Consider the following 21,182-nt stretch of genomic DNA (forward strand, 5'->3'; position numbering starts at 1 on the left):
GTACCGTGGCGCGAGGGGAGGTTCCTCATGCGCGATACGAGATCCCGGGTGCGCGCGGGCGCGGTGGCGGCCGCGGTCGCGCTCGCCCTCACCGGCTGCGGCGGGTCCTCGGAGGACTCCGGGACCGGCGCATCGTCCCCGCCCGCCGACGCGACCGTCATCGAGGTGAGCGCCGTGGAGTACGCCTACACGGCCACCCCCGCCGAGGTGTCCGCGGGCACGATCACGTTCGAGCTCACCAACGATGGCGCGATGTCCCACGACCTTGTGCTCGAGGAGGATCCGGGCGGCTCGACCGCGGTGATCGGCCCGGGCGAGACCGACTCGTTCACGGTCGACCTCGAGCCCGGCAGCTACACGCTGTACTGCTCGGTGGGCAACCATCGGGCGCTGGGCATGGAGATGGTGCTGGTCGTCGGGTGAGTTCGGGGCCGGCGCGGGGCGAGGTACCCCGTTCCGGCTGTTTTAGGAATTCCTGAAACAGCCAGGAGGAGGTGCGGCGGCCCTCGCGGGCGAGGGCCGCGCGGCTGTGCGCAACCGCATCGCGCCTCCGCGGAACCGCATGCCTCCTCGCACTGTTTTAGGAATCTCTAAAACAGCCGGATCAGAGTGCGGCGCCCTGCGCGGGCGGGGGCCGCGCCGGCCGCGCTGCGCGGGTGTGGTCCGCGCCGACCGCGCCGCTCCGCTTGAGCCGCGGACCCGCACACAGCCGCTCTGCTCAACCCGAGGACCCGCGCCAAGCGGGCCCGCTCAACCCGCGGATCGGGGCGCGAGGAGTACCCACCGTCCCGCAGCGCGGCCGGGACGCCCAGCAGGAGTACTGGGTGTCCCGGCCGACGAGGTGAGGCTGGGGAGGCAGGGCGGCCGGGGGCTAGGAGGCCTCCGCCTGCCACTGGGCCCGCCGCGCCGCCTGCTCGACCGGGTCCGGCACGGGAAGCGACGCGAGCAGCCTGCGGGTGTACGGGTCCTGCGGGTTGCCGAGCACCTGCTCGCCCGTCCCCTCCTCCACGAGCTTGCCGCGGTGGAGCACCGCGATGCGGTCGGCGAGCATGTCGACCACCGCGAGGTCGTGGCTGATGAACAGCGCCGCGAAGCCGAGCTCGCGGTGGAGCTCGTCGAACAGGTCGAGCACGCGCGCCTGCACGGACACGTCCAGGGCGGAGGTCGGCTCGTCGGCGATGAGCAGCTCCGGGTCGAGCGCGAGCGCACGCGCGAGCGACGCGCGCTGACGCTGGCCGCCCGAGAGCTCGTGCGGGAAGCGGTCGCCGTACGAGCGCGGCAGCTGCACCGCCTCGAGCAGCTCGTCGACGCGGGCGCGGGCGTCGTCGGAGGACTCGGCCCGGCCGTGGACCACGAGCGGCTCGGCCACGCACTGGGCAATGGTGAGCAGCGGGTTGAAGCTGGTCGCCGGGTCCTGGAACACGAAGCCGACGCGGCTGCGGATGGGACGGATGCGGCGCTCGCGCGCTCCGTTCATCTCCACCCCGAGCACCGACAGCGAGCCGCCGCTCACGCGGGTGAGCCCCGCCATCGCGCGGCCGATCGTCGTCTTGCCGGATCCCGACTCGCCCACCAGGCCCAGCACCTCGCCCGGCTTGATGGCGAAGGACACCCCGTCGACCGCCACGAAGTCGGGCTGGCGGAAGCGACCCGGGTAGACGATGCGGAGGTCGGTCGCGGACACGAGCGGCTCCTGCTCGTCCCAGTCCTCTGGACGGCGGGCGGCGCGCACCTCGGCGCGCGCGAGGCCCTCGCCGATGCGCGGCACCGCCGCGAGCAGCTGCTGCGTGTACGCCTCCTGGGGCGACTCGAACAGCTCCCGGACCGGCGCCTGCTCGACCAGCTCGCCCTGGTACATCACCGCGACGCGGTCCGCGAGGTCCGCGACCACGCCCATGTTGTGGGTGATGAGCACCACGGCGGCGCCGAACTCGTCGCGGCAGCGGCGCAGCAGGTCGAGGATCTCGGCCTGCACGGTGACGTCGAGGGCGGTGGTCGGCTCGTCGGCGACGATGATGCCGGGGTCGAGCGCGAGCGCCTGCGCGATGACGATGCGCTGCTTCTGCCCGCCGGAGAACTGGTGCGGGTAGTGGTCGACGCGGGTCTCCGGGTCGGGGATGCCGACGCGGCGGAGGATGTCGATCGCCTGGGCGCGGGCCTCCTTCTTGGAGAGCCGGCCGTGGGCCCGCAGGCCCTCGGCGATCTGCCAGCCCACGGTGTAAACGGGGTTGAGCGCGGTCGACGGCTCCTGGAAGACCATCGCGGCGTCGCGGCCGCGGACCTGGCGCAGGCGTGCGCCGGACAGCTGCGCGACGTCCGCCTCGCCGCCGTCCTTGTTGCGCAGCACCACGGCGCCACGCACGGTCGCGGTCTCGGGCAGCAGCCCGAGGATCGACTTCGCGGTGACGGTCTTGCCCGAGCCGGACTCGCCGACGATGGCGAGCACCTCGCCCGGGTGGACGGCGAGGCTCACGCCGTCGACGGCGCGGACCGGGCCCGCGTCGGTGGCGAACGTGACCGCGAGGTCGCGGATCTCGACGAGGTCGGTCATCGGGCGGCCTCCTTCGTGGTCTCGGGGGTGGCGGCGGCGCCGGGAACGGCGGGGTCGACGCCGAGGTCCTCGACGGGCTCGGCGCCCGCCGCGCGCTTGCGCAGGCGCGGGTCCGCGAGGTCGTTGAGGCTCTCGCCGACGAGCGTGAGGCCCAGCACGACGAGCACGATCGCGGTGCCGGGGAACACCGAGGTCCACCAGATGCCGGAGGTGACGTCGGACACGGCCTTGTTGAGGTCGTAGCCCCACTCGGCGGCGGCGGTCGGCTCGATGCCGAAGCCCAGGAAGCCCAGGCCCGCGAGCGTGAGGATCGCCTCGGACGCGTTGAGCGTGAGGATGAGCGGCAGCGTGCGGGTCGAGTTGCGCAGCACGTGGCGCGTCATGATCCGCGCGTGGCCGGCGCCGATGACGCGCGCCGACTCGACGAACGCCTCCGACTTGATGCGGATGACCTCGGCGCGCGTGACGCGCAGGTACTGCGGGATGAAGATCACCGTGATCGACAGCGCCGCGGCGAGGATGCCGCCCCACATGCTCGACTGGCCGCCGCTGATGACGATCGCGAGCACGATCGCGAGCAGCAGCGACGGGAACGCGTAGATCGCGTCCGCGATGACGACGAGCGTGCGGTCGAGCCAGCCGCCGAAGTAGCCGGAGATCAGGCCCAGCGTCACGCCGACAAGGATCGACGCGACGACCGCGACGATGATGACGAGCAGCGCGGTGCGCGAGCCCCAGATGAGGCGGGACAGCACGTCGTAGCCGCCCTGGGTGGTGCCGAGCCAGTGCTCGGCCGACGGCGGCTGCTGCGCGCCGAAGGCCCCGTCCGGGCCGCGCAGCTGCGAGAAGCCGTACGGCGCGAGCACCGGCGCGAGGATCGCGGTGAGCACGAAGATCGCGGTGAGCACGAGGCCCGTGACGAGCATGCCGCGCTGCAGGCCGACGCTCTGGCGCAGCTGCGCGATGACGGGCAGCCGCGTCCAGCGGGACGCGCGGGGGGACGATGCGGTGGCGGCCACGTCAGTACCTCACCCTCGGGTCGATGAGCGCGGCGATGATGTCCACGATGAAGTTGGTGAGGGCGACGATGACCGCGAGCACCGCGACGATGCCCTGGACGGCCACGAAGTCGCGCGCCTGGAGGTACTGCGCGAGCTGGAAGCCCAGCCCCTTCCACTCGAACGTGCTCTCCGTGAGGACCGCGCCTGCGAGCAGCAGGGCGATCTGCAGGCCCACCACCGTGACGATGGGGATGAGCGCGGGACGGTAGGCGTGCTTGCGCAGCAGGCGACGCTCCGGGACGCCGCGCGAGCGGGCCGCGTCGACGTAGCCGGCGCCGAAGGTCGAGATGACGTTGGTGCGCACCACGCGGAGGAAGACGCCCGCGGTGAGCATGCCGAGCGCGAGGGCCGGGAGCACGGCGTGCGCGAGCACGTCGCCGATGATGGCCGGGTCGCCGGTCTTCAACGCGTCGATGAGGTAGATGCCGGTGGCGCCGTCCTGGCGCGACAACGTGAGCTCGGTCCGTGTGGAGGCGCGCCCCGCGACGGGCAGCACGTCGAGCCACACCGAGAAGACGAGCTTGAGCAGCAGGCCGGCGAAGAAGACGGGGGTCGCGTACGCGAGGATCGCGCCGACGCGGAACACGGCGTCGGGCCAGCGGTCGCGGTGGAAGGCGGCGAGGCGGCCCAGCGGGATGCCGACGAGGAACGCGACGATGAGCGCGTAGAACGCGAGCTCGAGGGTGGCGGCGCCGAAGGTGACGATGACCTCGGTCACGGGGCGACGGTCGGACAGCGTCGTGCCGAAGTCGCCGGTGAGGATGCCGCCGAGGTAGTCGAGGTACTGCACGAGGATCGGGCGGTCGTAGCCGGCCTCGTGGATCCGCTCGGCGAGCTGGTCCGCCGGGAGGCGACCGCCCTGCGCGGCGGTGATGGGATCGCCCGTGGCCCGCATCAGCACGAACACCGTGGTCACGAGGATGAACACGGTGGGGATGATGAGCAGGGCGCGCACCGCGATGTAGCGCCCGAGGGAGCCCCCGGGCTTCTTGGCCCAGGCGCGCGGCGCGCCCGCCCGGGTCGTCGGGGCTTCCGACGTGGTGGTCATGCGAGGTCCTGACTGGCCGCTGGCGGCCGTGGTGAAGCAAGACGCAGACGGGCGCGGGGGGCCCGCAGGCCCCCCGCGCCGTCTGGATCAGCCCTTCGAGAGGGCGGCGTAGCGGAACTTGAACGAGGCGTCGAGGGTGTCCTCAGCGCCGGACACGTCGGTCCCGGTCACGGCGACCTGGGCGCCCTGCAGCAGCGGCAGGGTCGACAGGTCGGCGGCCACGGTGTCCTGGATCTCCTCGATGAGGCCGGCGCGGGCGTCCGCGTCGGTCTCGGTCGCCTGAGCGAGGATCAGCTCGTCGACCTTCTCGTTCGAGTAGTGGTTGCCCAGGAAGTTCTCCGTGAGGAAGAACGGCGTGAGGTAGTTGTCCGCGTCCGAGTAGTCCGGGAACCAGCCGAGCTGGTAGGCCGGGTACACGTCCGAGGTGCGGTCCTTCGCGTACTGGACCCACTCCGTCGACTGGAGGTCGACGGTGAACAGGCCGCTCGCCTCGAGCTGGTCCTTGACGAGCGCGTACTCGTCGGCCGAGCCGGAGCCGTAGTGGTCGGGGTTGTACTGGAGGCTGAGCTCGACCGGGGTCGCGACGCCGGCGTCCTCGAGCGTGGCGGCCGCCTTGTCGACGTCCGGAGCGCCCGCGCCGTCGCCGTAGAGCTCCTTGAGGGACTCGGTGGCGCCCGTCAGGCCCGCCGGGACGTAGGAGTACAGCGGGGTGAAGGTGCCGCGGTAGACCTGCTCCGAGATCTCGGCGCGGTCGACGATGTCCGCGACGGCCTGGCGCACGGCCAGGGACTTCGCGGCGTCGGCCTCGTCGGTGGCGGCGCCGTAGGGCATCGTGTCGAAGTTGAACACGATGTAGCGGATCTCGCCGCCGGGGCCGTCGATGACGTTGACGTTCTCGTCCTCGCGCAGGTCCGCGATGTCGGTGGCCGACAGCGAGCGGAACGCGACGTCGATGTTGCCCTGCTGGACGTCGAGCTTGAGGTTCGACTCCTCGGCGTAGTACTTGACGTCGACGTACTCCGTCTTGGCGGCGCCGAGCAGACCCATGTAGTCGGCGTTCGCCTCGTACGAGATGAGGTTGTTCTGGTCGTAGTCGGTGATGACGTACTGACCCGCGAAGGCGTTGCCCGCGACGATGTCGGCGTCCGGCGTGAGCGCGTCGGCGGCGAAGACGTCCTCGTCGACGATCGGGCCCGCGGGGCTCGACAGGATCTGCGGGAAGACCTGGTCGTTCTCCGACTTGAGGTGGAAGACGACGGTGACGTCGTCCACGGCCTCGACGCTGTCGAGGTTGTAGAGCAGCGAGCCCGGGCCGTTGCCGTCGTCGGCGCCCGACTCGAAGATCGCCATCATGCGGTCGAACGTGAACTTCACGTCGGAGGACGTGAGGTCGTTGCCGTTGGCGAAGGTGAGGCCCGGCTTGAGGACCACGGTGTACTCGGTCGGCGCGGTGAACTCGGCGGACTCCGCGATGTCGGGCTCGACGTCGGGGCTGCCGTACGGCGTGTTGACGAGGAACGGGAAGACCTGGTTCATCACCGCGAACGAGCCGTTGTCGTACGAGCCGGCGGGGTCGATCGTCGTGATCTTGTCGGTGGTGCCGACGATGATCGACTCGCTCATCGACGAGCCGCCGTCGGCGCTCGCGCTGGAGTCCGACTCGGAGTCGCCGCCGGAGCACGCGGCGAGCGTGAGCGCGGAGGCCGCGATGCCGGCCACGAGGGCCGTGCGACGGAGGTTGGACGGGTACGGCATAGGTACTTCCTTCCTGGGATCCTGCGGCGCCACGAGACGTCAGGGCGGCCGTGGGAAGCATTCCTAGCACCAAGTGCCACGCCCGAACGGGGCGAACCGGGAATGTTTACAGCGCTGCAACATTTGGCCTCGGCCATCCCGTGTGGCGTGACCGAATCGTTACGGTCGCCACGACGCTCGATCCACATCGTGAGACGCCTTCGGACGCATCGGCGCAGGAACCCTCGCAAGCCCGGACAAGCCGCCCGCCGGGCGGCCCTCGAGCGTCCGCGACATGAGACGCGCACGCCGGCTCTCGGCGTCGGATTGGGAGCGCTCCCAAACGACGTACGCCCTGCGAAGCGAGGGTGTCGCTCCCAATTGGCGGAAAAGTCGCGGAGAAGGCCGAAATCGGGGCGAAACGTCGTTGCCGCGCCCCGTCCGTCCCCCTACACTGTTGTTCGGCGACGGGCCGGATCACCGCCCCACTCGCCGAAGACGTCCCCGGGAGCGGACGGCCGCGGTGCCCCCCAGCGCAGCCGTCCCCCCGGGGCACCTTCGTCTTCAGGGCCTTCCGCTGCCCGCTGCTCCCCCGTCGCCGCCCTCCTCGGGCGCGTCGAGCTCCACGCCGGCCGTCGCATCGTCCACCGCGTCGCGCGCCCACGCGAGGTCCTCGTCCCCGGCCTCGCCCAACGGCGTCGGGCGCTCGGGCGGGTCGCGCCGCTCGAGCGAGAGGTCCCGCCACCGTTCGAGCCCGACCACCACGCCGAGCACGCCGACCGCGACGCATGCGCCCGCGACCACGTCGGTGAGGAAGTGGTAGCCGAGGTAGAGGCGGCTGACTCCGACGAGCACGATGACCCCGATCGACGCGAGCGTCCAGCCCGCGAGCGCCCAGGACGCCTCCGCGTCCTCGTGCCACAGCAGGTAGCCGACGACGAGCACGAGCGTGGTCGCACCGATGGTGTGCCCCGAGGGGAACGAGCCCGAGGTCTCGCCCCCGGGGATGCTCATGAGGTCCGCCGCGGGGCGCGTGCGGCCGACCATGAGCTTGAGCGTGACCGACAGCGTCGTCGACAGCAGCATCGCGCCGACGAGCAGCGCCGGCTCCCACCACGAGCGCGTGATCCGCCACCACAGCAGCGCGATCACCGCGACGACGATGGGCAGGAAGACCGGGCCGAAGAGGTTCGTCACGCCGGTGAGGAAGGTCGTGAGGCCGTCGGTGCGGTTCTCCGCGAGCCATTCGAGCAGCGGCTCGTCCAGCCGCCAGAGGTCCTCGCGCTCGATCACCCAGTCGAGCACGACGGAGAAGCCGACGACGCCCAGCCCGATGAGGACGACGGCCGGCCACAGGGCCAGCACCACGTCACGTGCGCGCATCCGGTGAGTCATGCGGACCACCCTAGGCATCGCCGCCGCGGCGGACGATGCGGCGCGCGCCGCCCCCGCGGAAGGGGCCGCGAGCCTCGGACGATGCGTCAGCCGGCGGAGCGCTCGCGCGCCACCATCGCCTCCTCGAGGGTCGGGGTGACGGGCTCGAGGCGCGCCGCGAGGCCGCCGAGGGCGTCCCGCACGCGGTCCTCGCCCGCGTCGACCGCGCGCACGTGGGTGCCCGCGAGCATGACGAGCACGCCCGCATCGTCGAGCGCCGCGAACGCGTCCTGCCAGCGGTCGGTGCGCACCGCGAGCGCGGTGGTGCCGCCGACGATGTCCGCGAGCTGGCCCGACGCGACCGCGACGCCCTGCGACATCAGCACGAGCCGGTCGCACTGCTCGGCCTCCTGCATGTAATGGGTGGTGACGAGCACGCCCACGCCGGCGTCGGCGCTGTCGTGCACCGTGTCCCACAGCCGGGCGCGCGACAGCGGGTCGACGCCCGAAGTCGGCTCGTCGAGCACGAGCAGCTCGGGTCCGTGGCCGAGCGCGGCCGCGAACGCGAGCTGGCGCTGCCGGCCCAGCCCGATGCCGCCCACGACGCGGTCGCGCGATCCCGCGAGCGCATCGGGCACCGCGGTGGCGCGGGACCCGAAGGCCTCGTCCACGAACGCGAGGTTCTCCGCGACCGTGAGGTCGTCCCACAGCCCGAGGCCCTGGGGCACGTAGCCGAGGCGGGCGCGCCCCTCGCGCGACGGCGGGGCGTCGAACAGCGCGAGCTCGCCCTCGGTCGGCGGGAGCAGGCCCAGGATCATGCGGATGAGCGTGGTCTTGCCGGCGCCGTTGGCGCCGAGCAGGCCGACGATCTCGCCCGGGCCGACGGTGAGCGACACGTCGTCGACCGCGGTGAAGTCGCCGAAGCGGCGGGTCACGCCGGAGGCGCGGATGAGCGGTTCGGTCACGTCAGGCTCCCTTCGCGATGGCCGCGGCGACCACGGCGTCCTCGATGTCCGCAACCCGCGCGGTGCCGGCGGGCGGCTCCTCGGGCGACCACACCCGGTACCGGCGCCCGCGCCGCCACGTGCGCTCGGGATCGCCGGGCGCGTCGGCCGCGACCACGTGGCCGGGGACGCCGTCGAGCACGTCCGCGGGGGTGCCGTCGAGCAGCACGGACCCGCCGTTGAGCACGAGCACGCGGTGCGCGCGCTCGGCCTCGTCGAGGTAGGTGGTCGCCATCACGACGGCCGCGCCCTGCGAGGCCGCGAGCGACACCATCCGCCAGAGGTCCACGCGGCTCACCGGGTCGACGCCGGTGGACGGCTCGTCGAGGATGAGCAGGTCCGGCCGGTGGAGCATCGCGAGCGAGAAGGCGAGCTTCTGCCGCATGCCGCCCGAGAGGTTGCGGGCGAGCCGCGAGGTCGCGGACTCGAGGCCGGCGCCCTTGAGCAGCGCGGCGCGGCGCTCCTCCAGGACGTTGCCCGACAGCCCGTGGGCCGCGGCGACGAAGGCGATGTTCTCGTCGACCGACAGGTCGCGCCACACGCCCGCGGCCGTGGGCATGAAGCCGATGCGCTCGAGCGCGGGCGCGCTCACCTCGCCCGCCGCGGGCCGGATCGCGCCGGCGAGGGTCCGCAGCAGCGTGGTCTTGCCCGCGCCGTCCCCGCCGACCACCGCCACGATCTCCCCCGGCTCGACCGCCATCGAGACGCCGGCGAGCGACATGTGGCCGCCCCGCTCGACCGTGAGGTCGCTGACACCCCAGGCGGTCATCACGCCGCCTTCGCCTTCGCCCGGTGGTGGGCGCTGGGCGCGAGGTCGCGGCGGAAGCGCAGCACGGCCGCGGAGAAGACGAGCAGCGCCATGCCGGTGAGCACGGCGTACGGCAGCCACAGCGCCTCGAGCCCCGCGCCGCGCAGGAAGATGCCCTGCGCGATCTCGACGAAGTAGGTGAGCGGCAGGCAGCGGCCGATCGCCGCGATCGCGGTGGGCATCGCGTCCAGCGGGAAGATGAAGCCCGACAGCAGGATCTGCGGGAGCAGCATCATGATCGCGAGCTGGATCGCCTGCGCCTGGGTCTGGGACGCGGTGGAGATCAGCACGCCGAGCCCGAGCACGACGAAGAGGAAGATGCCCGCTCCCAGCGCGAAGAGCCACGGGTTGCCGTTGAACGGGACGTCGAAGATCCATACGCCCAGCAGCGTCACCACGAGCATGTCGAACGAGGCGAGCAGGAAGTACGGGGCGATCTTGCCGACGATGACGTCGGCGGGCCTGAGGGGCATCACCGCGAGCTGCTCGAGCGTGCCGGTCTGGCGCTCCTTGACCAGCCCGATCGACGTGATGATCGTGCCGATGAAGGTGAGGATGAGACCGATGAGCGCCGGCACCATCACCCAGGACGTGTCGAGGTCCGGGTTGTAGAGGATGTCGACCTGCACCTGGTCGCCCATGCGACCGAAGGCGGCGGAGGCGCTCTGCGCCGTGAAGAGGCTCGCGCCGTCGACGTACGCGGTGGGCGGCTGCGTCGTCGTGTCGATCACGACCTCGGTGTCGTTGTCCTGCATCCAGGTCAGCGCATCGTCCGTCGTCGCGTCCGCGTCGACCTCGCCGATGTCGAAGAGGTCGGGGGCGTTGGCCGCGACCTGCTCGGCGCCGGGCCCGATCACCCGCGTGGGGATCGAGTCGACGGTGAAGTTCGCGGCGTAGCCGAAGATCGTGAGCAGCACGATCGGCAGGATGATCAGCATCGCCATCGTGCGCCGGTCGCGGCGGAGCTCACGGAACTCCTTGAGGATCATCGCCTTCATCAGGGTCGCCCTTCTCGATGGATGCTCGTCGTTATTCTCCACCTAGGGAAAAACTAGCGCATCCGGCGAGCGCAAACGTCACCCCAGGTCCCACTCCCGTCAGCATGGCCCTGGCGGCAGGCGGTGTCGATGGCAGCGCGCCGGATGGGACGATGCGCGCATGCGAATCACCGTGGCCGACCCGGCCGTCCCCGACGTGGTCGCGCTGCTGGCCGAGCACCTCGCCGACATGCACGCCACCTCCCCCGCCGAATCCGTCCACGCGCTCGACGTCGAGCGGCTGCGCGCGCCGCACGTGACCTTCCTCGCCGCGCGCGACGATGCGGGCGGCCTCATGGGCGTCGGCGCGCTGGCCGAGCTCGGCGACGGGCACGCGGAGGTGAAGTCGATGCGGACCGCTCACGCGCACCGCGGCGCGGGCGTCGCGGCGGCGGTGCTGGACTCGCTCGTGGACGCGGCGCGGGCGCGGGGCTGCACCCGGGTGAGCCTCGAGACGGGGACGGAGGCGTACTTCGCGGCCGCGCATCGTCTCTACGAGCGGGCGGGGTTCGTCGAGTGCGGGCCCTTCGCCGGCTACGGCGAGGACCCGCACTCGAGGTTCTACACGCGAGAGCTCTAGCGGCGTCGACTCCCCCGTCGACTCCCCCGTCGACTCCCAATGACGCTTGTGACGGGAACGATGCGGCGTGAAGGATGGGGCGGCCCCATCCGTCACGCCGCGCTCATCGCGTCGCATCTGTCATTGGGAGTCGACCGGGAGTCGACGGCGGCGGTCGACGTTCTCAGCCCTTGAGGTCGCGCGCTCGATAGCCCGCGACGCCGAGCGCGAGGAGCACCGCGGTCGCGCCGAACAGCACGACCGGCTGGTACCAGTACATGCCGTTGTCGAGCGGGAACTCCCACGTCACGTAGTAGTAGGGCGACACGTGGGCGATCGGCTCGAGCGCATCGTTCACCGCGGCGAAGGCCGTGAGCGCCCACCCGATGATCGCGACGCCCGTGCCCATGCCGATCGCGATGCGCGGCACGCCCGTGAACGCGCCCGCCGCGAACGACGCGGCGCCGAGCACGGTGCCGAGCCCCGCGAGCAGGAGGCCGGTCGCGGCGATGTTCGCGTAGGACATGCCGAGCGAGCCGACCCAGTTGCCCAGCGCGATGCCGGCGGCGATCATCGCGGCCACCGCGAACGAGACCAGCACCATCGCCGTCGCGCGGCGCCAGGCCACCGTCGCGCGCGAGACCTGCGAGGTGAGCAGCACGGAGATGGTGCGACGCTGCTCCTCGCGGGCGAGCGCGGCGCCCGCGGCGATCGCGGGCACGGCGATCGCGACCGGCGCCAGGATCGACAGCCCCTCGCCGTGGTACCAGCCCTCGGGACGCGAGTAGTCGGCGAAGCCGACCATCGCCATGATCGAGTCGGGGAAGGCCTCCGCGAACTGGCCCACGAAGTCCGAGACCGCGTTGAACAGCGGACCCATGACGGCCATCATGAAGAACATCCCGCCGCCCGCGATCATCACGAGCGCGCGCGAGTCGCTGAGCGCCATGCCGACCATGCCGCGCGTGCTGGAGCCGCCCTGGAGCATCGCGAGGACCGGCGCGAGGCGCTCGTCCTCCTGCAGCCGCGCGACCAGCGGCAGGCGCCCCTCGCCCGAGCGGAGGTCGCGGCGCACCAGCGCCGCCCAGCCGACGAGCACGAGCCCCGCGGTGATCGCGAGGAGCACGCCCATCTGACCCCAGTCGACGCCGTTGGTGAGCGGCGCGGACGCGTTGATGTAGTGCCAGGGGAAGATCTTCGCCCAGTCCTCCCAGCCCTCGAACATGGGCAAGAGACCGGACGCGAGGAACGACACGACGAGGTAGGCCGTCGCGATGCCGGAGGCGAGCTGCTGCTGGCCGGTGGCGGCGCCGATCGCGAGCGCGACCGCGCCGTAGAGCATCGACACGACGAGCACGTGGAGCGTCGCGGCGCCGATGTTCACGCCCGCGGTCGGCTCGCCGAACATCACCGTGATGCCGAAGTAGCCGGCCCACGCCAGCACGTTGACCGCGAGGGCGATGGTGAGGATCGCGAGCGACTTCGAGGCGAACAGCCGCGAGCGCGAGCGGGGCGCCGTGGTGAGCACGTTCATCGTGCCGTCCCGCTCCTCGCCCGCGATGGCGGCGGCGCCCATGGAGATCGCGATGCCCGCGACCACGAAGGGGCCGAGGAAGTTGAACATCATCGACATCATGAGCCCGGTGACGCCCGCGTCCCCGCTGATGCCGATGAGGGTCGAGTAGAACTCGGGCATCTCGTCGAAGAAGGCCACCGCATCGTCCCCGATGCCGGCGTACGCCCACATGCCGAAGACCGCGACGAGCCACAGCGAGCCGACGCCGATGAGGGCGCCGAGCCAGCGGTCGCGGACCGTCTTGAGGTAGAGGGTCTGGAGCATCACGCACGCTCCGCGGCGGACGATGCGGCGGCGGGCTCGGGCGCCTCGTCGCCCTCGGCCTCGGTCACCTCGTCGCGGTAGAACTCGAGGAAGATCTCGTCGAGGTCGACGCTCGCGGAGGACAGCGACAGCACCTCGTGGGCGGTCGCGACCTTGAGCAGCGGGGCCATCGAGCCCTCGTACTGCGCGGTCACGGTGTCACCCTCGGCGGACACGGTGTGGACGCCCTCGACGCCCTCGAAGGCGGAGGCGGGCACGGGCCGGCCGAACTCCAGGGTGACGCGGCGCAGGGCCTTGTCCTTGAGCTCGTCCATGCGCTCGACCGCGATGAGGTGGCCGCGGCGGATGAAGCCGACGCGGTCCGCGACGCGCTCGACCTCGGACAGCGTGTGGCTCGACAGGAAGACCGTGTTGCCCTCCTCGACGTGCTCGCGCATGAGGGTGTGGAACTCGAGCTGGACGAGCGGGTCGAGGCCGGTGATCGGCTCGTCGAGGATGACCACCTCGGGACGGTTCATGAAGGCCTGGATGAGCCCCACCTTCTGGCGGTTGCCCGAGGACAGCTCGCCGACCTTCTTGGCGAGATCCGCGTCGAAACGGTCCGCGAGCGCGTCGACCCACGCCCAGTCGACGCCGCCGCGGAGGTTGGCGAGGAACTGCAGCGTCTCGCGCCCCGTGAGGTTGGGGTAGAGCGCGAGGTCCGAGGGCAGGAAGCCCAGGTGGCGGCGGATCTCGACGGCGTCCTTGCGCGAGTCGAGGCCCGCGATGCGGCACTCGCCGTCCGTGGGCCGGATGAGGTCGAGCAGGCAGCGGATGGTCGTCGACTTGCCGGCGCCGTTGGGGCCGAGGAAGCCGAAGATCTCGCCCGGGCCGATCTGCAGGGAGACGTCCTGCACCGCGGCGACGTCGCCGAAGTGCTTGGTCAAGCCGACCGTCTCGATGGCGGGGGTGGTGGTCATGCTGTTCCCTTCTCAAGCTCTGCCGTCATGCGCTCCATGAGCGGAGGCCATTCACGCGCGAAGAAGTCGGCGAGGTCGCCGAGCTCCGTGACCCGTTCGGGTCGGTCCCGGGGAAGTACAAGGTCGCCCGCACGTGCCAGCTCGCCGAGGGCGCGGATGCGCTCGAGCTCGGAGGCCATGACGGCGTACCAGGCGCCGGGGCGGAGGCGGTATCGCTGCGTGCGGTCGCCGCGCACGCGCACCTGCTCGACCATGCCGAGCTGGACGTGGGAGCGCAGCTGCGTCGACACGGTGCCGGCGCTGAGCCCGAGGTCGTCGGCGATCTCCGCCTGCGTCTGCTCGGCCGGCTCGCAGATCATCAGCCAGCCGAGGATCTCCGCCCACGCGCGGGCGGAGCCGAACATCGTGAAGAAGGTCGCGACCTTGTCCACGTACTCGTGCTGCGCATCGTCCATCGGCATGTTTTCAGTATTGCCTGAATCCATTGAAAGACACAAGCCGCCGCGCCCGCACCGGGGGTGGCGGGGGTAGGCGGCGCGTGGAAGCATGGCCCCATGCCTGAGAGCCTCGACATCAACGACGCGACCCCCGCGTCCGCGCCCGCCGAGGGCGCGACCCCGACCGTGGAGTCCGACGAGACCTACCCGGTGCCGACCGTCGAGTTCGAGGAGGACGAGACGCCCTCGCCGCTGCCCGACGACCGCTACCTCGACCGCGAGCTGTCGTGGCTCGCGTTCAACGAGCGCGTGCTCGAGATGGCCGAGGACCCTCAGACACCGCTGCTCGAGCGCGCCCGCTTCCTCGCGATCTTCGCGTCCAACCTCGACGAGTTCTTCATGGTCCGCGTCGCGGGCCTCAAGCGCCGCATCGCGGCGGGCTTCGCGGTGCCGTCCGCGACCGGCATGAGCGCGACCCGCCAGATCGAGGCGATCACGGAGCGCGCGCACGAGCTCATGGACCGCCACGCCGAGACCTTCGAGGACCAGGTGCGGCCCGCGCTCGCCAACGAGGGCATCCAGCTGGTGCGCTACGACGCGCTCGAGGCCGGCGAGCAGGAGCGCCTGCGCAAGCTGTTCCGCTCGGACATCTTCCCCGTGCTGACACCGCTCGCCGTCGACCCGGCGCACCCGTTCCCCTACATCTCCGGCCTGTCGCTCAACCTGGCCGTCGAGGTCCGCGACCCCGACACGGGCAAGGACTACTTCGCCAGGGTCAAGGTGCCGGAGACGCTCCCCCGCTTCCTGTCCGTCGACGCGGCGGGCCACGTCGGCCAGGTGACCGACGCCTCGTCCCTCTCGGACGAGCCGCGCAGCTTCGTCCCCCTCGAGGACGTCATCGGCGCCCACCTCGACTACCTCTTCCCCGGCATGGAGGTGGTCGCCCACTTCACGTTCCGCGTCACCCGCAACGAGGACGTCGAGGTCGAGGAGGACGACGCCGAGAACCTCCTCAAGGCGATGGAGAAGGAGCTGCTGCGCCGCCGCTTCGGCCCGGCCGTGCGGCTCGAGGTCGCGGACGACCTGCCTCTCAAGATCCGCGAGCTGCTCGTGCGCGAGCTCGGCATCACCGACAACGACGTGTTCCACCTGCCGGCGCCGCTGGACCTCACGGGCCTCAACGTCATCGCGGACCTCGACCGCCCCGCGATCCAGTTCGCCCCGTTCCGTCCCACGACGCACCACAAGCTCGCGCCCGTCGAGACCGCGGACGAGCAGAACGTGTTCGACGCGATCACGCGCGGCGACGTGCTGCTCCACCACCCGTACGACTCGTTCTCCACCTCGGTCCAGGCCTTCCTCGCGCAGGCCGCCGCGGACCCCAAGGTGCTCGCGATCAAGCAGACGCTGTACCGCACGTCGGGCGACTCGCCCATCGTCGACGCCCTCATCGAGGCGGCCCACGCGGGCAAGCAGGTGCTCGCGCTCGTGGAGATCAAGGCCCGCTTCGACGAGAAGCGCAACATCTCCTGGGCGCGCAAGCTCGAGCAGGCCGGCGTGCACGTCGTCTACGGCCTCGTGGGGCTCAAGACGCACTGCAAGCTGTCGCTCGTGGTGCGCCAGGAGGAGGACGGGCTCCAGCGTTACAGCCACATCGGCACGGGCAACTACCACCCGAAGACCGCACGCCTGTACGAGGACTACGGCCTCCTCACCAAGGACTCCGACGTCGGCGCGGACCTCACCAAGCTCTTCAACCAGCTGTCGGGCTACGCGCCCAAGGCGAAGTTCCGCCGCCTGCTCGTCGCGCCGAACAGCGTGCGCTCGGGCCTGATCGAGCGCATCCAGAACGAGGCCCGCAACGCCGCCGCCGGCAAGGAGGCGTGGGTCAAGATCAAGGTCAACTCGATCGTCGACGAGAAGGTGATCGACGCGCTGTACGAGGCGTCGCGCGCGGGGGTGAAGGTCGACGTCAACGTGCGCGGCATCTGCGCGCTGCGCCCGGGGGTGCCCGGCTTCTCCGAGAACATCCGGGTGCGGTCGATCCTGGGCCGGTTCCTCGAGCACTCGCGCATCTACGGCTTCGCGAACGACGGCACGCCCGAGGTGTACATCGGCTCGGCGGACCTCATGCACCGCAACCTCGACCGCCGTATCGAGGCGCTCATCACGGTGCCGGACCCGCAGCAGGCCGCGAACCTCATCGAGAACATCGACATGGCGATGAGCGACCGCGTGGCCGGCTGGGAGCTGCACGAGGACGGGAGCTGGAGCCACGGCGTCACCGATGGCGAGGGCGCCCGACTCAAGGACCTCCAGGAGACGTACATCCGCCGCCAGCCCAAGCGGAGGGCCAAGGGCAAGTGAGCCACCACCCCGCGGGCACCGTCGTGGCCGCCGGTGCCCTGGTGTGGCGCGTCCGTGAGGGCGAGCTCCAGGTGCTGGCGGTCCATCGTCCGCGCTACAACGACTGGTCGTGGCCCAAGGGCAAGCTCGACCCGGGCGAGTCGCTCGCCGAGTGCGCCGTGCGCGAGGTGGCCGAGGAGACCGGCAAGCAGGTGGTGCTCGGCCAGCCCCTGCCGACCCTGCGCTACCCGATCGGGGAGAAGCAGAAGGTCGTGAAGTACTGGGCGGCCGAGGTGATGTCGCCCAAGGCGCGCGCGCTGCGCGGCCGGCCCGCCTTCAAGAGCGCGTCGAAGAACGAGATCGACCGGCTCCGCTGGCTGTCCGTCCCCGAGGCGCACAAGCTCATCACGTTCCCGGACGACCTGCGCCCGCTCGACGCGCTCGTCGACGCGTACGCGGCGGACCGCCTCGACACCCGGCCGTTCGTCATCGTGCGGCACGCGCGGGCGCGGCGCCGGGCGGCGTGGCACCGGTCCGACCTGCTGCGCCCGCTTACGAAGAACGGGCAGCGGCGCGCCGCCGAGCTGGTGCCGCTGCTCGCGGCCTTCGGGGTCGGGAAGGTCGAGTCCTCCCCCGCGCGGCGGTGCACCGACACCGTCGGGCCCTACGCCGCCGCTCTCGAGGTCGACGTGCGCACCCACGACAGCCTCACCGAGCCGGGGCACGCGGAGAGGCCGCTCGACACCGCGAAGACGTTCAGCTCGCTGCTGCGCAAGAAGTCCGCGCGCGCGGTGTGCGTGCACCGCCCGACCCTGCCGACCATCGTCGAGATGCTGCGCGCGACGGTGCGCCCCTACACGCGCGGAGCGCTGCCGCGGAAGAACCCGTACCTGCCGGCGGGCGGCGTGCTGGTCGCGCACGTGGCCGACTGGGAGTCCGGGCCCGTGGTCGTGGCGGTGGAGACCCACCTCCTGCGCGTCCACGTCTGACCGCCGCGACAGTCCGCACGGAGCTGGTCCCGGATCGCCGGCGTGTCGCGGCCTGCCAGGGGGCTCGGACCGGCGTGTCGCGGCGAGATCCGTTCGGACTGTCCGGCGGGCGGGGGAGGTGAAGACGTCGGACCGGGAGCGCCAGTCGGCGCGAAGGCCGCTCGAGGCGGCTGATGTTGGAGCCCGGGGCTACCGCGGTCCGACGTCATGACCACCATACGCCCGTCCACGGGGTGCGGACTGCGCCCTTCGCCCCTTCACGCGCTCCGCGAACACGCCCTCCCGCCGGGGATTCCTCCACACCGGACGATGCGGTTCTGGCGCGATCCGACCGTGTGTCCGTTCACATCGGCGGTCACCGGTGGAGGGGTGCCCCAGCTGCGTGGAGAGGTCCTCGGGTGAGCGTCAGTCCAGCCGGCCCTCGCGCCACATCGCGGCGCAGCGCTCGAGGTCCTCGCCGGTGCGGAGCAGCTGGGACGCACGCATCGTGGTGCGGTGCGCGCGACGGTCGGCGTGGCCCTCGTCGGTCTGCGCCTCGAAGGCGGACCCGGTGGCCACCACGCGGCAGAACGCGCCCGCGCGGTCGAGCGCGACCGCGAGGTCGCCCGAGAACACGCCGGACAGCACGGCGTCCGCGAGCGTGCGGACCTCGTCGGGACCGGGCGGGTCCTCGACGCCCGCGATCGCGTGACGCACGTGGGCCACGTGGACGCCCTGGTGGTACGAGCGCGCCACCGACGCCGCATCGTGCTTCACCCACTCGCGGATCATGTAGATCCGCCACAGCGCGCCGGGCAGCGTGTGCGCGCCGGCCTTCGACCACATCATGGCGACGGTGTCGATGCCCTCCTCGTCGACCAGCCGGATCAGCCGCTCGACGAGCTCGGGGTCCTGCGCCTCGCGCGCCTGCGACACGATCGCGAGCGCAGTCTCGTGCGCGATGAGGCCGCGGTCGGCGGGGTCGATGTCCCCCTCGATCTGGTCGGCCATCTCCATGTCGAGCATGGCGGGACGGCGGAAGCGCGGCTCGACCACTACGCCTGCTCGCTGACCTCAACGAAGACCAGCGACACGGAGTTGATGCAGTACCGGTCGCCGGTCGGCGTCTGAGGCGCGTCGGGGAACACGTGGCCGAGGTGGGACTCGCACGAGGCGCAGCGCACCTCGGTGCGCACCATGCCGTGCGAGACGTCCTCGTGCATGGTGACGGCGCCCTCGTCCGCGTCGTAGAAGCTCGGCCACCCGCAGTGCGAGTCGAACTTCGTGCCGGACGCGAACAGCTGCGCGTCGCACGCGCGGCACCGGAACACGCCTTCGCGCTTCTCGTCGATGTGCTCGCCGGTCCACGGCCGCTCGGTGGCCGCGTTGCGCAGCACCTCGAACTCGAACTCGGTCAGCTGGGCGCGCCACTCGGCGTCGGTCTTGACGATCTTGTTGGGGCTCATGGTTCGGCTCCTTCCCAGGCAAGCGTACGCGCGCGGCGCGCTCCCGAATCGCGCACCGTGCTCGTCGCCGCCGGCCAGGCCCGAAGGGAGACGCGAGGCGCCCGACCTCCGAGGGGGGGAGGAGGTCGGACGCCACGCGTTCTCACCTGGGCGTCCCTTGCGGCGACTCCGCCGTGATGGGTACATGGATAGAGACGACGGGCCAGCCGGTTTTGTTCCCGCGTCACCGAAGTTTCTATACGGGTGTCAGCACGATGCGCGGCACCCCCTCGGCGCCGGCGCCGTCGCCGTCCGGCCCCGCCCGCGCCGCGGCCGCGGCGGGATTCCGTGCGTGCGGACGCGCGGAATTCGATTATCGAAACGCGCGAGGAAGTTAATTGCCCGTCAATTCGATAATGCTTCCCGCGCATAAATCGAATTCGTTTGAAAGCGGCGAAGTCGCGCGTATATTGGCGATTGTCACGTCCCCGTGCCGCCACCGCGGCCATGCTCCCAGGAGGCCCTCATGCCCGTCTCGATCGGACTCCCCATCGTCTCGTCCTGCTCCGTCGCCTCGTGCGGCTACAACCACGACGGCTGCCACGCCGGCGCGATCTCGGTCGGCGCGCACGCCGCCTGCACCACGTTCGTCGACACCGACCACAAGGGCGGCGCGGACGCCACCGCCGCGGTGGGCGCCTGCTCGCTCGAGGACTGCCAGCACAACGAGGACCTCATGTGCACCGCGGACTCGATCGCCGTGGGCGGCAGCACCGACGTCGCCGACTGCCTCACCTACGCCGCGCGCGTCTGACCCGTCACCCCGGCCCCGGCCGCCCTGAAGCACAGGCGCCGCCGGGGCCGTGGCGCGCCCGGGCGGCCGCATCGTCCCGTCACACGCGCGTCACACCCGGGTGAGAGACTCGCCCCCGTGACCCTCTCCCGCCCCACCCTCGGCATCGCCCCGCGCCAGTGGGCGGACGCGTGGGCCGGGCTCAAGGCGATCGCCCCGCTCATGCCGGGCTCGGCGCTCTTCGGACTCGCGTTCGGCGCGCTCGTCAACGTCGCGGGCATCAACCCGTGGGTTGGCAACTTCGCCTCGATCTCGGTGGTCGCGGGCGCCAGCCAGATCGCGATCGTCGAGGCCATCCGCACGGGTGCGCCCGCCGCGATCGCGGTCATCACCGCGCTCGTCATCAACGCGCGCTTCGCGCTGTACTCGGCCGCCCTCGCGCCGGTCTTCGCGGCCTTCCCCCTGCGCTGGAAGCTCGGCCTCGCTCACCTCATGACCGACCAGGCGGCCGTGGTCGCGCTCCAGCACCGCGACGACTGGCCCGACCCGGTCCGACGGCGCTGGTTCGTCGTGGGCGGGGCGCTGCCGTTCGTGGCGGTGTGGTGCGTCGGCGGCGCGGCCGGCATCGCGCTCGGCCCGGTGATCCCCGAGGCGTGGCAGATCGGCTTCATCGTGCCGCTGATGTTCCTCGCGGTCATGGTGCCCGGGCTGCACGGGGCGCCGGCGCTCACCGCTGTCGGCGTCGCGACCGTCGTCGTCCTGGCGGCGCACGGGCTCCCCTACGGGCTCAACGTGCTCGCGGGCGCGCTGGCGGGCATCGCGGTCGGCTCGTTCGTGCCGGACCGGACCCGCCATCCCGACACCGACGACGGCCTCGCGCACGATGCGGGGGCCGGCGAATGAGGACCTTCCTGATCTTCCTCGCGGCCGCGATCGGCACGTACGCGATCCGCGTGTCCGGGATCGTGCTGTTCGGCGGCGAGCGCCGGCTGCCCGAGCGCGTCGAGCGGTCGCTGCGACTCGTCGGGCCGGCCGCGCTGGCGGCGATCGTCGCGAACTCGCTGCTGCTCGACGAGGGCGAGTGGCGCCCGTTCGGCGCGTGGCACCTCGCGGCGCTCGTCGCCGTCGGGGTCGCGCTGTGGAAGCGCTCCTCCGGTTGGACGATGGCCGCCGGCGCGGTCGCCTTCGCCGCGCTGCTGCTCGCAGGGATGTAGCGCG

General features: G+C 71.8%; 20 protein-coding genes. 7 read left to right on the plus strand and 13 right to left on the minus strand.

Going from position 1 to position 21,182, the window contains the following annotated elements; all coding sequences use genetic code 11:
• Nucleotides 1–27 precede the first annotated feature (27 nt).
• The gene (locus AOM07_RS03470; protein ID WP_084830063.1) at nucleotides 28–423 is read left to right on the plus strand and encodes a cupredoxin domain-containing protein; all 396 of its coding nucleotides are present in this window, start codon (nucleotides 28–30) and stop codon (nucleotides 421–423) included.
• Nucleotides 424–871: 448 nt separating this feature from the next.
• Here the strand turns inward: AOM07_RS03470 and AOM07_RS03475 are convergent, their stop codons facing one another.
• The 8 genes from AOM07_RS03475 to AOM07_RS03510 form a co-directional block, all read right to left on the minus strand.
• Nucleotides 872–2,551, minus strand: a complete 1,680-nt coding sequence (locus AOM07_RS03475; RefSeq protein WP_062311381.1) for a dipeptide ABC transporter ATP-binding protein — start codon at nucleotides 2,549–2,551, stop codon at nucleotides 872–874.
• Nucleotides 2,548–3,570 (minus strand): ABC transporter permease, encoded by a 1,023-nt coding sequence (locus tag AOM07_RS03480; protein WP_062311382.1) that lies wholly within the window; start codon nucleotides 3,568–3,570, stop codon nucleotides 2,548–2,550. The genes AOM07_RS03475 and AOM07_RS03480 overlap by 4 nt, the downstream gene beginning before the upstream one ends.
• A 1-nt stretch (nucleotide 3,571) precedes the next feature.
• Nucleotides 3,572–4,660 (minus strand): ABC transporter permease, encoded by a 1,089-nt coding sequence (locus tag AOM07_RS03485; RefSeq protein WP_062311383.1) that lies wholly within the window; start codon nucleotides 4,658–4,660, stop codon nucleotides 3,572–3,574.
• 87 nt (nucleotides 4,661–4,747) lie between these two features.
• Nucleotides 4,748–6,415 (minus strand): ABC transporter substrate-binding protein, encoded by a 1,668-nt coding sequence (locus AOM07_RS03490; RefSeq protein ID WP_062311384.1) that lies wholly within the window; start codon nucleotides 6,413–6,415, stop codon nucleotides 4,748–4,750.
• A 543-nt stretch (nucleotides 6,416–6,958) separates the two neighbouring features.
• On the minus strand, nucleotides 6,959–7,789 hold the full coding sequence (locus AOM07_RS03495; protein ID WP_169748124.1) for a phosphatase PAP2 family protein: 831 nt from the start codon (nucleotides 7,787–7,789) through the stop codon (nucleotides 6,959–6,961).
• A gap of 86 nt (nucleotides 7,790–7,875) precedes the next feature.
• The gene (locus AOM07_RS03500; protein ID WP_062311386.1) at nucleotides 7,876–8,733 is read right to left on the minus strand and encodes an ABC transporter ATP-binding protein; all 858 of its coding nucleotides are present in this window, start codon (nucleotides 8,731–8,733) and stop codon (nucleotides 7,876–7,878) included.
• 1 nt (nucleotide 8,734) lies between these two features.
• Nucleotides 8,735–9,541, minus strand: coding sequence for an ABC transporter ATP-binding protein (locus AOM07_RS03505; protein ID WP_062311387.1), 807 nt, complete (start codon nucleotides 9,539–9,541; stop codon nucleotides 8,735–8,737).
• A complete protein-coding gene (locus tag AOM07_RS03510; protein ID WP_062311388.1) occupies nucleotides 9,541–10,578 on the minus strand; it encodes an ABC transporter permease in 1,038 nt (345 codons plus the stop codon). The genes AOM07_RS03505 and AOM07_RS03510 overlap by 1 nt, the downstream gene beginning before the upstream one ends.
• Nucleotides 10,579–10,738: 160 nt before the next feature.
• Here AOM07_RS03510 and AOM07_RS03515 point away from each other — a divergent pair, with 160 nt between their 5' ends.
• Nucleotides 10,739–11,197, plus strand: a complete 459-nt coding sequence (locus AOM07_RS03515; RefSeq protein WP_062311389.1) for a GNAT family N-acetyltransferase — start codon at nucleotides 10,739–10,741, stop codon at nucleotides 11,195–11,197.
• Between the two features lie 163 nt (nucleotides 11,198–11,360).
• On the opposite strand, the gene AOM07_RS03520 is transcribed toward AOM07_RS03515, so the two are convergent.
• Genes AOM07_RS03520 through AOM07_RS03530 form a run of 3 tightly spaced genes read right to left on the minus strand, consistent with a single transcriptional unit; the run spans nucleotide 11,361 to nucleotide 14,436 of the window.
• Complete coding sequence (locus AOM07_RS03520; protein ID WP_228374374.1) at nucleotides 11,361–13,016, minus strand: DUF2705 family protein; 1,656 nt, start codon at nucleotides 13,014–13,016, stop codon at nucleotides 11,361–11,363.
• Entirely contained in the window at nucleotides 13,016–13,975 is a 960-nt protein-coding gene (locus tag AOM07_RS03525; RefSeq protein WP_062311391.1) for an ABC transporter ATP-binding protein, read from the minus strand. The genes AOM07_RS03520 and AOM07_RS03525 overlap by 1 nt, the downstream gene beginning before the upstream one ends.
• Entirely contained in the window at nucleotides 13,972–14,436 is a 465-nt protein-coding gene (locus AOM07_RS03530) for a GbsR/MarR family transcriptional regulator (RefSeq protein WP_062311392.1), read from the minus strand. Before AOM07_RS03530 ends, AOM07_RS03525 begins: the two co-directional genes overlap by 4 nt.
• 93 nt (nucleotides 14,437–14,529) lie before the next feature.
• On the opposite strand from AOM07_RS03530, the gene AOM07_RS03535 reads away from it, so the two are divergent.
• A complete protein-coding gene (locus AOM07_RS03535) occupies nucleotides 14,530–16,779 on the plus strand; it encodes an RNA degradosome polyphosphate kinase (RefSeq protein ID WP_084830065.1) in 2,250 nt (749 codons plus the stop codon).
• Nucleotides 16,776–17,747 carry an NUDIX hydrolase gene (locus tag AOM07_RS03540; RefSeq protein WP_062311393.1) on the plus strand — a complete coding sequence of 324 codons (972 nt, stop codon included), beginning with the start codon at nucleotides 16,776–16,778 and terminating at the stop codon, nucleotides 17,745–17,747. The genes AOM07_RS03535 and AOM07_RS03540 overlap by 4 nt, the downstream gene beginning before the upstream one ends.
• Before the next feature lie 405 nt (nucleotides 17,748–18,152).
• On the opposite strand, the gene AOM07_RS03545 is transcribed toward AOM07_RS03540, so the two are convergent.
• Both AOM07_RS03545 and msrB read right to left on the minus strand, forming a co-directional pair.
• Nucleotides 18,153–18,782, minus strand: coding sequence for a hypothetical protein (locus tag AOM07_RS03545; RefSeq protein WP_228374362.1), 630 nt, complete (start codon nucleotides 18,780–18,782; stop codon nucleotides 18,153–18,155).
• Complete coding sequence (msrB, locus tag AOM07_RS03550) at nucleotides 18,782–19,192, minus strand: peptide-methionine (R)-S-oxide reductase MsrB (protein ID WP_062311394.1); 411 nt, start codon at nucleotides 19,190–19,192, stop codon at nucleotides 18,782–18,784. Before msrB ends, AOM07_RS03545 begins: the two co-directional genes overlap by 1 nt.
• Nucleotides 19,193–19,697: 505 nt before the next feature.
• On the opposite strand from msrB, the gene AOM07_RS03555 reads away from it, so the two are divergent.
• From AOM07_RS03555 to AOM07_RS03565, 3 genes are all read left to right on the plus strand, one after another.
• A complete protein-coding gene (locus AOM07_RS03555; RefSeq protein ID WP_062311395.1) occupies nucleotides 19,698–19,985 on the plus strand; it encodes a DUF1540 domain-containing protein in 288 nt (95 codons plus the stop codon).
• Between the two features lie 117 nt (nucleotides 19,986–20,102).
• Nucleotides 20,103–20,867, plus strand: a complete 765-nt coding sequence (locus tag AOM07_RS03560; protein ID WP_062311396.1) for an AzlC family ABC transporter permease — start codon at nucleotides 20,103–20,105, stop codon at nucleotides 20,865–20,867.
• Complete coding sequence (locus AOM07_RS03565) at nucleotides 20,864–21,178, plus strand: AzlD domain-containing protein (protein ID WP_062311397.1); 315 nt, start codon at nucleotides 20,864–20,866, stop codon at nucleotides 21,176–21,178. Before AOM07_RS03560 ends, AOM07_RS03565 begins: the two co-directional genes overlap by 4 nt.
• Nucleotides 21,179–21,182: the final 4 nt, after the last annotated feature.

Origin of the sequence: Demequina rhizosphaerae (assembly GCF_000971255.1) — a bacterium.
Classification (GTDB): domain Bacteria; phylum Actinomycetota; class Actinomycetes; order Actinomycetales; family Demequinaceae; genus Demequina; species Demequina rhizosphaerae.